General features: G+C 36.6%; 14 protein-coding genes. 5 read left to right on the top strand and 9 right to left on the bottom strand.

What is annotated here, in order from left to right; genetic code table 11:
- Positions 1 to 287: 287 nt before the first annotated feature.
- From L950_RS33160 to L950_RS12810, 3 genes are all read right to left on the bottom strand, one after another.
- Entirely contained in the window at positions 288 to 470 is a 183-nt protein-coding gene (locus L950_RS33160) for an STAS/SEC14 domain-containing protein (protein WP_231577231.1), read from the bottom strand.
- Positions 458 to 655 carry a hypothetical protein gene (locus L950_RS33155; RefSeq protein WP_231577229.1) on the bottom strand — a complete coding sequence of 66 codons (198 nt, stop codon included), beginning with the start codon at positions 653 to 655 and terminating at the stop codon, positions 458 to 460. The genes L950_RS33160 and L950_RS33155 overlap by 13 nt, the downstream gene beginning before the upstream one ends.
- 64 nt (positions 656 to 719) lie before the next feature.
- The gene (locus L950_RS12810; RefSeq protein ID WP_021189103.1) at positions 720 to 1,991 is read right to left on the bottom strand and encodes a family 16 glycosylhydrolase; all 1,272 of its coding nucleotides are present in this window, start codon (positions 1,989 to 1,991) and stop codon (positions 720 to 722) included.
- 308 nt (positions 1,992 to 2,299) lie between these two features.
- On the opposite strand from L950_RS12810, the gene L950_RS12805 reads away from it, so the two are divergent.
- The 5 genes from L950_RS12805 (at position 2,300) to L950_RS12785 (ending at position 6,378) form a co-directional block, all read left to right on the top strand.
- Positions 2,300 to 2,824: a GNAT family N-acetyltransferase gene (locus L950_RS12805; protein ID WP_021189101.1), complete on the top strand. Its 525-nt coding sequence runs from the start codon at positions 2,300 to 2,302 to the stop codon at positions 2,822 to 2,824.
- Positions 2,825 to 2,933: 109 nt separating this feature from the next.
- Positions 2,934 to 3,302, top strand: coding sequence for a hypothetical protein (locus L950_RS12800; RefSeq protein ID WP_021189100.1), 369 nt, complete (start codon positions 2,934 to 2,936; stop codon positions 3,300 to 3,302).
- Positions 3,303 to 3,869: 567 nt separating this feature from the next.
- The gene (locus tag L950_RS12795) at positions 3,870 to 4,676 is read left to right on the top strand and encodes an AraC family transcriptional regulator (RefSeq protein ID WP_021189098.1); all 807 of its coding nucleotides are present in this window, start codon (positions 3,870 to 3,872) and stop codon (positions 4,674 to 4,676) included.
- Between the two features lie 295 nt (positions 4,677 to 4,971).
- On the top strand, positions 4,972 to 5,580 hold the full coding sequence (locus tag L950_RS26500) for a hypothetical protein (protein WP_021189097.1): 609 nt from the start codon (positions 4,972 to 4,974) through the stop codon (positions 5,578 to 5,580).
- A gap of 45 nt (positions 5,581 to 5,625) precedes the next feature.
- Positions 5,626 to 6,378, top strand: coding sequence for a formylglycine-generating enzyme family protein (locus tag L950_RS12785; RefSeq protein WP_231577227.1), 753 nt, complete (start codon positions 5,626 to 5,628; stop codon positions 6,376 to 6,378).
- On the opposite strand, the gene L950_RS12780 is transcribed toward L950_RS12785, so the two are convergent.
- The 6 genes from L950_RS12780 to L950_RS36515 all read right to left on the bottom strand — a co-directional run bounded on the left by L950_RS12780 (position 6,375) and on the right by L950_RS36515 (position 12,373).
- Complete coding sequence (locus L950_RS12780) at positions 6,375 to 7,250, bottom strand: thiol-activated cytolysin family protein (RefSeq protein WP_021189095.1); 876 nt, start codon at positions 7,248 to 7,250, stop codon at positions 6,375 to 6,377. The genes L950_RS12785 and L950_RS12780 overlap by 4 nt on opposite strands.
- Before the next feature lie 7 nt (positions 7,251 to 7,257).
- Positions 7,258 to 7,635, bottom strand: coding sequence for a hypothetical protein (locus L950_RS12775; RefSeq protein ID WP_021189094.1), 378 nt, complete (start codon positions 7,633 to 7,635; stop codon positions 7,258 to 7,260).
- A gap of 877 nt (positions 7,636 to 8,512) precedes the next feature.
- Positions 8,513 to 9,421 (bottom strand): acyltransferase family protein, encoded by a 909-nt coding sequence (locus L950_RS12765; RefSeq protein WP_197086417.1) that lies wholly within the window; start codon positions 9,419 to 9,421, stop codon positions 8,513 to 8,515.
- 20 nt (positions 9,422 to 9,441) lie between these two features.
- Entirely contained in the window at positions 9,442 to 9,633 is a 192-nt protein-coding gene (locus L950_RS30110) for a hypothetical protein (protein ID WP_197086416.1), read from the bottom strand.
- 8 nt (positions 9,634 to 9,641) lie between these two features.
- Positions 9,642 to 11,459 carry a right-handed parallel beta-helix repeat-containing protein gene (locus L950_RS12760; RefSeq protein WP_021189092.1) on the bottom strand — a complete coding sequence of 606 codons (1,818 nt, stop codon included), beginning with the start codon at positions 11,457 to 11,459 and terminating at the stop codon, positions 9,642 to 9,644.
- 107 nt (positions 11,460 to 11,566) lie between these two features.
- Positions 11,567 to 12,373, bottom strand: coding sequence for a hypothetical protein (locus L950_RS36515; RefSeq protein WP_316930630.1), 807 nt, complete (start codon positions 12,371 to 12,373; stop codon positions 11,567 to 11,569).
- Positions 12,374 to 12,382: the final 9 nt, after the last annotated feature.

The following is a 12,382-nucleotide window of genomic DNA, read 5'->3' as shown; positions in this document are numbered from 1 at the left end:
ACGAGTAAGATTCGCTCTTAAACTTCTAGATTGGATTTGTTTATGTATCAGCACAAAGGCAAATATACTAAAAAGCGTAATAGACAACAATGTTGCTATTAGCTTTTTAGTATATTTCTTTTTACCTGTACAGCTTTTCGCGCAACACTTGAGTGCCTTAAATTGCTTTGAATGGAATTTTGCAGAATCTCAATTGTTCCTTTTCCAAAATTTATCGTGACGAATAAGATTGGAAAAACTGTGATTTCAAGAGCAAGCCCCGCAGGTAATGCCATCAGCACATGCACTTACTTTTTAATACTCAACCAATCGATCGCATCTTGTAGCTCACGGAGTTCATAGCCCTTAGCTTCGCCCGGACTGATGTAACTAAAGGCATCCGTAAATTTTTCTACCGCTTTCTGATCGGTTACGATGGCCATCTTCTTCCAATCTGTAAAGTGCTTCACTCCTGCTATCAGATCCTGCACCAGGCACCTGCAGTAAAGTTCTGCACATCGGTATCCAATACCAAAAGATAGTAGATCTCTTTATATTGATTGGCCAGGGATTCCAGTCCGGGCAATAAAACATCTTTTAGATCATCTTTGGTGACCTCTCCACTTGCACGAACGGCAAACACATGGTCAGGCAGATTTTGAATAACTGTAAGCATATTATGAACGTTATGTATACAAAAGATACAAACAAGGCTCCATTTAGTTCACATCGACTCTTTGTTATAATTTTTCTAAAGTAAAATCATCTCCGTAAACAGTTCCGGTACCAGCCTTATAAAAGTATAAAGTTGCCGTTGTTTGTGTCGCTCCCGTTGTAAAAGTAACGGAATTATTGCTGTATGCAGTTGTATTAAAGGCCGCATCGACAGCAGCGCCGCCATAACCTTTAACCCCAAGTAACACCTGTTGTCCAGCAGCGGCAACTTTACCATATCCAGAAAACCGATAGGTCGTATTAGGTTGCAGTCCCGTTAAATACTGTTCAACAGCATTTGCTCCCCCCGTCAATTGAATACATTTTAAACCTGTACGCATATTGGAATTAACAATCGCCGCATTGCCACCCCAAGAAGTCCAAGGCGAAAGTGTACCCGTTTCAAACCCACCATTGTAAAAGATAGGCAGATTATAAACACGTACATAATCCACTTGCATATTAAACGGCAAATCCGCGTTCGTAATAGCACCAGGCCAACCCGCTCCACCAGCTTGATTTAAAATTAAATAAAAAGGAACATCAAATGGCCATTGTTGCCAAGTCGCTCCAGCGGCCTTCGTATACGTATACTGAAGGGTATTATTAACAAAAAATTTGAGCGCATTCGGGCTCCACTCGAGACCATAAATATTATAGTCAGCTGCATTATAGCTCGTAGAATGTGTCGCACTGGTACCTCCCCCAGAACCTGTTACGGTAGCATTATGCACCGATTGATGCACGACCATCTCATTATTGACATGCTCCATAATATCGATTTCACCACATCCCGGCCATCCGGCATAAGCCGTTGCAGGTTCTGGCATCATCCATATCGCTGGCCACGAACCCCTTCCTTGAGTAAATTTTGCCCTGACCTCTACTTTACCAAAGGTCATACTGAATTTACTCTGTGATTTAACACCGCCACTATGATACGGAACCGGATCTGTTGGAATCACAGCATTGTCCATGCGCAGCACGAGATTATTACCATCTTGCGAAACGTAATCAGATGTATGCGTCATATACTTGTTCCAGGCTACAGTACCGCGTTCGGCATAGCTCCATTTACTGTTGTCAAAGCCCCCTACCGTATTGAATTCATCCGACCAAATTAATTCATAATCGGATAAACTTTGTACGGAAGCGGTAATCGCAACCGCTTTTGTTTTTGACACATTTAACAATTGATCAGTTGATTGGTTCACATGTTCTTTGCTGCAGGATACATGAATACTGCAAACAGCTAGCAAAGAACCAGCTGCCATAAAATTTAGGGTTTTTCTGTTCATAATGATTATTTAAAAATTTAAAAAGTGCTCACTATAAATTGTAACTAGAAAATCCACTTTGATCACATTCTTTACGGTCTTATCTAATCTTACCCACGTTAGTTACAAGGTTATTGGTTATATTTATGTACTTCTTTCGCTGCTGTACTTAATTATATGGAGGAGCAGGATTTTGAATTACTCGAGACATTAGACTACAACGACATTTTTTCTGGCAATGGAGGTACAACAGGCGTCGTATTTCTCATGAAAAAGAAGATCGAAAAAAGAAAATAACCGGGTTGCAAATTTCAAAAAACATCAAGGACATGAGCGTAGAGACAAAATTTAAAGATAAAAACCAACACATGGTCTTAAATAATGTCTTATTGAAATATATAGACACTAGTGATACTAAAAATATCCATAAACTACGGACAGATCCTGAGGTGAATAAATTTATGAAACGTGATCTAAACCAATCGCTCGAAGAGATTCAATTCTTTATCAAAGAGCGGATGGACACCACCCATTATTTTACGATCAACACGAGAGACACACAACAATTTGCGGGTACAATTACACTCTGGCGAATTAATCCTGAAAAGAATTATGCTGAGCTAGGTTATGCATTGCTACCTGAATTTCAAGGCAAAGGTTTGATGAGTAGCGCAATACAGCTGGTTTTAAACTATGCTATTTCTACTTTAAATCTCAACCATATCGAGGCAAAGACAGTTCGAGATAATCTAAAGTCTCGTCAACTCTTAGAAAAGAATGGATTTATCTTACGGCCTGATGTGATTGATGAAAATAATGCGGACAACGTCGTTTATAAATATAGGATTAAGTAAAACTGATTATAACTAAATATGAAATACCAATTTACATTACCCAACTTTCCAGAGTCAATCTTTGAAATGAAATATTCAACTTGGTTTGGCGGACAATCTTTATATAAAGATGAAGTACCTGGAACGATCACCGGAAAAAGGGAAACCTTTTTTAATTCCTACCGAGACAGGCGAAATTTTAAAGGCCTATCCAAAAAATGACTTTCCAGGTATTGTACAAGCGCTAGAAATCGATCAGATCCAGCACAATATTGTAGAAAAACTTAGATGGTACGATTTTGCTATTGCACTACTCCCCTTCTGTTTGGTTTTTATTTTTAATGGTAAAAGTATCCTCATCGCAATTGCACTTGTAGCTTTTCTAAACAATCTGGATATACTCAGAAGTAATAACACCCAAAAGAATAAATATCTAAAAGTGGTCGGCTTAACGGTTGCTATTGCTGCACTTTATTTTGTAGCGATACAGTTGTTCTAAGTTAGATAGAGTGGCTACCTTAAGAGGAATGCTAATACTTCTGCATTCGACAACTCATCAAAATAAGAGATGAAGAAGGATTCGCTCTTTTCCAATAGTCAATTTCTAAAAGTATATCATTCTGATAAACCCGATCGGATCAAGCATTGTGTTACCTTCATCAATGATTTAATTACGATGATGAGAACCTTCTATATACCGATATATGCGAGATAACCGCCTACTAACATAAATACCAAAAAAATAAAGAAAGCACGGATGATCACCGCTCTCGTATTGATGTCCTTTTTCATATTTCAAATATTTATTAAGTTTGGTGCGCAGCTACCGCTGCACCAATTCCAGCTAAAAACACTGCTTTTCAATAATGTCTACAATCATTTTCCGTCAAACATTATATCGACAATCTGTACCTAAAGTTAATATATAAATAATTTAAACCCAAAAAAATCAGACCTATTTATAAAATAACACTTTGATTATTTAAGATAATTGTTGAATTTGGATCAAAACAAAAAACATTCATGTAGATAAAACAAATGGATTAAATGCATAACTATACTTAAAATGGGAAAGAAAAATATAGCTTTTTTTGAACAAGAGCACTTTAATAAAATAAAGGAATATAGATTTACTCCAGACCCATTTCTTCAAGAATATGTCAAAGAGTTTATGATAGTGGAAACTCCTGATTTAGTAAATTTAGAAACGCTTCCCAGCACATCAGTATCATTGAACTATATTTTGAATGGTGCAGTCACAATGAAGCAAAAAAATCAGGAGGTGATCAGTTTACCCAAAGCTTTCGCTTTTGGGATCGCCCGGACTTCACTCCATTTTGAATTCTCAAAGTGCACCACTTTATTTGTCATTATCTTTAATCCCGGGGTGGCATCCGCATTGATTAATACCCCCATAAATGAGTTTTTTGAGACATTTATACCATTTGATGATTTTTTTAACCGGCATCAAATTTCTCACTTAAACAAAATTTTCTCTAAAAAAAATGAATATGAACTGATGGTCGAAAAAATAGAAAGGTTTCTGCTTGTGGAATTATGGTGTGCCCATACGGATGGCATTATTAAAGAAGCGATCCGTGAAATTATTGACTCCCAAGGTTCTATTCCGATCAAAAAACTATTAGGTCAACTGCAGATTAGTAGAGACTCATTTGAAAAAAAATTCAGAAAACAAGTTGGCACTTCACCAAAACAGTTTTCAAACATTGTGAGATTTAGAAATTTATTCGAAAATGATCACAAAAAAACGAATTTAACTGCAATCGGGTTAAATGCAGGATACTATGACCAGTCTCACTTTATAAAAGATTTTAAAGCAATCACGGGCAAAAATCCATCATACTTTTTATAATTTTTAATCCGTACTTTACTTCATCAAGATTAATAAATCTTGATTGGTATCAACTCCACTTTCCGTACTGTTCCATTAAAATGGATATGCCCCCTCTCCCTTACGAACTCGACATGGTGTTCCCTACGCTTATTCTAACCTGCCAGTTATAAAAAATGATATTTTACAATTATACACTACTGCAATTTTCGTTCTTTGTTTTGTCGGCCTCCATGTTGTGCACACAGCCTAGGCTGGAAAATAGATCAATTATTAAGGATAACTAAAAATAAACAAGAACAAAATTCAATTTAAGATGAAAAAAAATGCTCAGTTAATAGTCGGATTTTATGCAGGGATAGTAACGATTGCTTTTCTAATGCTTTTTTACTCGTTCAATACATTACATCAAAAGTTTGATGAGATTACAGTCAAACGGATCAATATCGTTGATGATAAAGGTGTAAATAGGATGATTATTTCAAACCAAGAAAGGATGGAGCCACCGATTTTATTCGGAAAAAAATACAAACGCGCATTAAATCCTGCAGGTATCATATTTTATAATGAAAAAGGAGATGAATGTGGAGGATTAGCGATCTCAAAAAATCCGGAAACCAATACCTACGCTTTGGCTTTTGACTATGACAATGCGGATGCTATTGGAATTTTAACGCAGCAAAGTAATAAAAACAATCACTATAAATCAGGTATTGTCATCAATGATAAGGATCTGTCTGGTAAAATTGGTGGTAATACAAATAGAATTAATTTAATGACTGACAATGGAAATTCAGGTTTAGTCATTAATGGTCCAGATGAAAAACCACGTATCATCATATCGGTTGATAGCCTCGGTAATCCTCTGTTTAAAATCCTGAATAACGAAGGTAAATTAATTAAAGAAATCAATTCTTCTGAGTAAGTTTTAATGCATATTCTGAAAGTACTATTTTTGGGCACATACAACTTGAAACAGATTAATTTTGTAAGTTCGACGTCTAAAGCCCTAAAAAATAGATGGGGCGAATTGAATAGAAGCAGCATGACAATGAAATCAAATTTTCTGGAGCAGATGGTAGAAATACCCGGTGGACAGATTGCGTTACGCGATGACAGAACAAAAGAGAAGTGGACGGTAAACATTCAACCATTTCTGCTTCTCAAATTTCCTGTAACGCAGGAACTGTATGTTGAAGTCACCCATACTAACCCAAGTACTTATATCGGAAATTCCCTTCCTGTTGAAACCGTAACATTCAAAGACGCTGTGATTTTTTGCAACAAGCTCTCTTCTCTAAACAAATTAGAACCATATTATAAAATTAACGCTGAAAATGAAGAAATAACCTATGATGAAACAGCAGCCGGATTTCGCTTACCAACAGAAGCAGAATGGGAGTATGCCTGTAAAGCAGGAACAACTGGAGTTCGATATGGCAAATTAGAATCAATTGCATGGTATAAGGACAATTCAGAGCAAAAAACTCAAAATGTAGGACAAAAGGCCCCAAACCCCTGGGGACTTTACGATATGTTGGGCAATGTATGGGAATGGTGCTCCGATCTATACGATACCGAGGTTTATGGATCCTACCGTATTTTCCGCGGTGGCGGTTTTTGTGATACAGAAAGGAGCGTAATGGCAACAACACGCAGAAGAAGTCACCCATTAAAGTTTAAAATTGACGACCTCGGATTTAGAATTGCGAAAAATAGTTAGTATGAATTAGAAAAAATTTGATTGTTTCTGAGGTAAGCAGCACCAAAGGAGATCGGAAGTCCATGACTACTAAAGTCTTTTTTAGCATCGATATAATCTAGAACCTCTTCTAATATCCTGCTAGAGTCAACATCAATTACATCTTGGCTACCTAGCAACGCTACCCGGAAGGTGCAATTGGCCAAAACACCTTTTTCCTGATTTGACAGTTCCTTCCTTGTCAAAATAGCAGATAGGGCATTTTTCACTTGAGATGCATCTAAATTGGATTCAACAAGAACAATCGCCCTGCGACCAAAAGAAAGGGTATTCACATAAATAAGCTCATTGCTATTATAGCGGTCAAGCAGTGCATTATTAGTTTTAAATTTACCTTCGGCAGGTAGATCCATTTCAGCAGTAAAAGCCACACGCTCCATATTTACAGCGAGTAATGTTTGTGGTTTTTCATCAGGATCAGAAACTGAAAACCAATCCGCTACATCAATCTTCTGACCAAAGTAATGCGCAACATCTCCATAGCTCTTCAAGTCTTTGATACTAAAGGAAAAGCTGTTTTCACTATGAGGAACGCTATTTGCAATCTGCTGTGCTTCCTCAATTATATTATAAAAGGCTGCTTTTTCAGATTTGATGATTTTACTCTTTAACTTAATCCCTCCAAAACTGACAACAATATCATCCTGAATAATCGGCAAGACATCGTGAGTTTTAGTATTGATTAAACTTTCTTGCAGCAACGCTCCCAAATAAAGTTGATCAGGAGATTTTGCAGTAATTACAGTAGATTTCTCATTTTGTGCAAATACAAAAATTGATAACATCATTCCAATGAAGGAAAATACAATATGTAATGGAAGGTATTTTATCATAACAAGTCTAATTATATAAGAGGTCAAACGTCAACCAGGTTAAACTTGAAAACTGGTCTGTCTTAGAAAATAGAGGATCATCCAAATTCATATGATATTCCTGACCAAGTACAAGTCTTTTTGCGGGTGTTTGATCCTTTTTTTTCGCATAAAACGTCATGTTTAATTTGAAATCTTTCTCGCTCGATTTTTCTCCTAATTGTTTCCACGATTGCTTATCTCCTAGCTGAAGATACAGCTTGTCCCCCTCCCATTTTGATTTGAATTTTTCCACGATATCAAAAGGCTTTAACAGGAATGTGGAGTCATTTTTAAACACGATTGCTTCAGGAATTGAAAATGCGATCCGGTCACCAAAATAATTTTCAATCTCACTTTCTTTCACCGGAGTAACATCTCCAGAGCTGACAACATGATTGAATACTGCAATTTTTTAGAACCTAACGTTAGTTTTATATCTGGATGGGTAGTTGGCGGCTCTATTATTGGATTGATAATTTCTTCATTGCTTTTGCAACCATTCATCACAAAAAATAAAGACATTAAATACAAATATTTCATTTTATCAGATTTGGTTAGCAAGAGTTTCACAATCGAATTCGTTGATTCTTTATGTTCCAAGAAGAAGTATTTTTAATTTTCTCAAATATAGGAAAAAACATATATTAACAAAAACTATTCATAAATTGGCCGCAAATATTCCTCTAATGGCAACGACACGTAACTTTTAAAAGAAAAATATTCTTGAGATCCCGCCTACTAAACTGATTACAAATAAATAAAGGAGTATGAATTCTATGCGATTTCACAGCATAAACGAAAGGATTATTTTATATAAAAAAGCATCAAAAATATTTTTTTAATGAACTTTTTTCAGAGACAGTTGTTTTATTATTGAAAACTATAGCAAACCTGCTTTTTATAAAGCAGAAAATAAATCGACGTAGTACAGTATTAAATCCAAATGCACCCAAAACTTTTGGATGACGAAACAAAAAAGAGGAAACGATAAGAAACATAAAAAAATTACTGTACATCAAAACGTCAAGATAAAGGGTCTAATGAAAATTAGGCCCTTTTGACTTTAAACTAAAGCATAACATACCGCTACCCTTTTAGTACCAATAAAGATTGTGATTGATTTAATAACTACTGCTTTCTCCTTGATTCTAACTAACAATGGACTAGTCAGATAACTAACTTCTGTATCTCCACAGCCATCAATTTTTTTTTAGAATGCCTACCAATGGTAAACCATAAACTTAAATTTTAACAAAAATGCGTGCTCTGTAGAATGCTAGCAAGATCAAAAAAACAAGTGTAAAATTACCTGTTGTCAAAATGAGTTGTTTATAAGTTGGTAGCATATTTTCTAGACCATAAGTCAAGGAATGTACGACAGATCTAAAATTGATCATCTCCCCTAAAAAATAAGCAACGATTGAATTCATGCCATAAATCTTCAGCCATTGGAAAGGCTTCAAAACTTTTTTCAGGTCGATAATATAGTAAAACACAGCCATCATCAAAAAGCAGATCCCTCCAGAAAAGAGCGTCATACTACTTGTCCAGATCCGTTTTATAATCGGCATCTGTAAACTCCATAATAATCCCATCGCCAGACAAACAGCGCCCGCCAAAACTAACTGCCCAAAAACACGTTGCGGGTTGCTATTTATCCCAGTTTTCATCAACTTACCTGCAAGACAACCCATCATAACAGTGACCGAAAAAGTTAAACTGCTCCATATCCAGCTGTAATCATAATGATCAGAAAAAATAGCATTCCCATTCTTCCAATATGCACCATCCATAAATCCGCGCAAAACCATTCGATCCACTTTAATCGCAAAATTCGACTGCGGCGAATAATCCCCATCCAATAAAAAAGGTATAACATATACTATCAACAATAATAGAGCGATCATAACGACCTTACGAATCCCCAGATTCAGGTATAGAATTGCCGTTACGGCATAACCCATCGCAATCGCCTGTAACGTATTCGAATATAATTTAAACTGTTGCCAATCCCAGGTCAATAGATTCCCCTGCATCACCATACCTAAGATCCATAAGATGAAGAACCGTTTGAAAATATGACGGTAGATCGGTCCGGTGGGTAACTTTTTTTTATTATCCAAAGAAAACGGAATTGTTATCCCTGTCATAAATAAAAACAGCGGCATAATCAGATCCCAAAAACGAAATCCGTTCCATATTTCGTGATCAATTGATGCAATAAACTATGAAAATAAATATTATCCCAAATCTGTCCGACGGCAATTAAGATCGGCTGCAGACCAACGAGTAAGAAAAGATCAAACCCACGAAGTACATCTAATGATTCTAAACGATTTGATTTATTTGAAAACGTATCCATCCTATTATTTAATTTATCAATTTTATCTCTTTCAGATCCGTCTTGATATCTTTTTTAGACATTTTTTCAATTTCAATCACCGTATCTTCACCCCCAAAATCGTTATTTCTAACGGTAACATTTTTAGCGCCTATCAATTGGATTTCAGCTCGCTTGTCGCCCGATTTCATAAAATTTGTCATCACAACCTTATTATTATTAAACAACAATCCATCTGTACTTTTTACCGACAAGACTGGATAATCATAGACTTTGAAGCGGTTATTTTCTATTTTAATATTCTTATGCACCCAATAATTAGGTAAAAATGCACTGTTTTGCGGAGAGATCTGAATAATATAATTTCCTGGATAAGAATTATAAGCGCAATTTTCAAATAAATTATTTTTAATCGTAACGTCCTGTACTGGACCAGATTCAAACCAACCCAATGCATCATTTTCAATTAAAATAGCCTGCATGCCAACACCTATAAAAGCATTATTCTCGATGACTACTTTTTTACGGGTTGTCACCAGAATTCCTCTCGTATTTGTTCTTTCAAAACGAGAATTTTTAATCGTTACAGCAGGTGTAGCCGTTATATTCTCCAGAAAAGTACCCACTTGCACAGCTTTAGAAACGGGTTTATCCACTTCGACCAGCATCTCCCTTTCAGAAACAAGCGAAGCTTTTTTAATTATGCCCTCATTAAAAACCTGAAGCGTTGCCGGTTGCACAAATCCGATCGTATCTCCTTCATGAAATGCCATAAACCCATAACTTTGACCATGCATAAATCGAAGCTTCAATGCCGTTGGCGATACCACTTCAACCACTTTTAAATGTGTTCCATGCACATTGATGGGGTCATCATGCATACCTTTAAAACGGCAATTATCAACGATAACTTTCCCTTTACAACCAGAAAAATGCATACCGTCGGCAGAAGAAGCCATCACGCGGCCACTATGCATAGCAGGTTCGACATATACATGATCGTAATGTAGATTTTCAGAAAACTGCGAGACAATACCTAATCCCTGCATATAATGCATATAAACATGATCCAGCGCAATATCCTTCGACTCATAGACCAATGCCCCCACATAATCGCGATAAGTATCCCGAACCGTTAAGATATCACCAGATTTCCCCTTAAACTTCGAAAAATCACCGGTGAATTTCACTTTTAAAGGTGCAATGATCTTGGCTTTACTATTTCTAAAAGGTATCCAGCTGCTGTATACATTAATACCCTTTACCGTATCCACCAATATTGCGTGGAAGTTTTTGCTCACCCATTTTTCTCCGTACCATGCTAAGGTATTATCGATAATATCAAATTTAGCATCAGGATGCACATTTCCGATCACATATTGAGAAGTTGCCTCCACAATAGTAAGTTCAGACATACCAGGTCGCTCATAATCGATTTTAACATTTTGAATCCGGATATTTTCACAGTTGTCCAAAATCCAGGAAATCATTTTTCCATGAAAGATAAAAGTAGCATTGTTGCCTTCGATGGTGATGTTTTTCATTCCCTTTAAGTAAAGACCTGCCCGTTGCTTCTTGGACGGATATTCGTCCTCAGTAGATGTATTGCTAATATAGTAAACATGCTCTTCCGCTTGATCTGGCCAAAAATCATATCTCCCTTCCGGAAAATTAATCACCGAACTCGTTTCATTGCGAGCAGCCTCTATAGCCTTACGTACTGCAGATGTCGCATCCGAGAAACTATTAGGTATAGCACCATATTCGGTTACGTCGATCTTCTTTTGTGCTTGGAGTACATTATTGAAAAATAGCGTAATCACCAGCAATAAATAACTTGTTTTCATATCATTAAGCCTATTTAAATTAAAACAAATCCATTTAAAAAACGTATCCTTGGTCATAGGCCAAGGATACGATCACTACATATTATTGCGCCATACAAGCGTCCGACTTATTTAAATGATGTGGTACCACCACCTTTTAATGTCAGTTCCATTTTAAGATTGGTTTTCCATTTTCCTCTTGTAAAATCAGGTACATCAATTGAGTTAGAGCGCTTTTTAACCGATTGCTCACTTAATGGTGCAATTGCACTCCATAACGCAGCATCATAAACGTCTTGATCGAGCGGTAAACCATTACGCAGACAATCAATTAACCGCCAATCCATCATCATATCCATACCGCCATGTCCACCTATTTTTTTTGCCATCTCCCCCACTTTCTGTACGATTTCAGGTCTAAAATGTTCTTCCAAACGTTTCATTTCATCAGGAGAGATCCAATCATGTCCAAAAGCAATCCGCTCCGGTTCCGGCCATTTTTGTGCAATGCCCTTTGTACCAGAAATCTGATGGATACGTGAGTACGGTCTTGGGCTAGACACATCGTGCTCCACTACAATTGTGCGACCTTGATAGGTTTTGATAGTCGTCACATTCATATTACCACGATAAGTATGTTTTGCAAAAGGCTCATAGAATGGATCTTTCGCCGCCAATGATTTAGCAAGAGGTTCCATACTGAAATCTTTTGAAGCCATGGACGACAAATATTCCATTTTATCACCTCTATTGATATCCATGATCTGACAGATCGGTCCCAACCCATGGGTTGGATAAAGATTACCATTCTTAAAATTTTCCTTTAACCGCCACATATCGTAATAACTGTTCTTTCCAAAATTTTCATGGAGCAGATCATGTATATAAGCACCTTCACCATGGATAATTTCTCCGAAAATCCCCTGTCTAGCCATATTTAAAGT

The organism is Sphingobacterium sp. IITKGP-BTPF85 (genome assembly GCF_001006065.1).
Taxonomy (GTDB): domain Bacteria; phylum Bacteroidota; class Bacteroidia; order Sphingobacteriales; family Sphingobacteriaceae; genus Sphingobacterium; species Sphingobacterium anhuiense.
The sequence above is the reverse complement of the archived record's forward strand: the minus strand, read 5'-3'. Positions and strand labels throughout refer to the sequence as shown.

Bases quoted from the DNA above. Each gene is read 5' to 3' on its own strand.
- L950_RS33155 (WP_231577229.1), bottom strand. From the start codon at position 655: ATGCTTACAGTTATTCAAAATCTGCCTGACCATGTGTTTGCCGTTCGT.
- L950_RS12810 (WP_021189103.1), bottom strand. From the start codon at position 1,991: ATGAACAGAAAAACCCTAAATTTTATGGCAGCTGGTTCTTTGCTAGCT.
- L950_RS12805 (WP_021189101.1), top strand. From the start codon at position 2,300: ATGAGCGTAGAGACAAAATTTAAAGATAAAAACCAACACATGGTCTTA.
- L950_RS12800 (WP_021189100.1), top strand. From the start codon at position 2,934: ATGAAGTACCTGGAACGATCACCGGAAAAAGGGAAACCTTTTTTAATT.
- L950_RS12795 (WP_021189098.1), top strand. From the start codon at position 3,870: ATGGGAAAGAAAAATATAGCTTTTTTTGAACAAGAGCACTTTAATAAA.
- L950_RS26500 (WP_021189097.1), top strand. From the start codon at position 4,972: ATGAAAAAAAATGCTCAGTTAATAGTCGGATTTTATGCAGGGATAGTA.
- L950_RS12780 (WP_021189095.1), bottom strand. From the start codon at position 7,250: ATGATAAAATACCTTCCATTACATATTGTATTTTCCTTCATTGGAATG.
- L950_RS12765 (WP_197086417.1), bottom strand. From the start codon at position 9,421: ATGACAGGGATAACAATTCCGTTTTCTTTGGATAATAAAAAAAAGTTA.
- L950_RS30110 (WP_197086416.1), bottom strand. From the start codon at position 9,633: ATGGATACGTTTTCAAATAAATCAAATCGTTTAGAATCATTAGATGTA.
- L950_RS12760 (WP_021189092.1), bottom strand. From the start codon at position 11,459: ATGAAAACAAGTTATTTATTGCTGGTGATTACGCTATTTTTCAATAAT.
- L950_RS36515 (WP_316930630.1), bottom strand. From the start codon at position 12,373: ATGGCTAGACAGGGGATTTTCGGAGAAATTATCCATGGTGAAGGTGCT.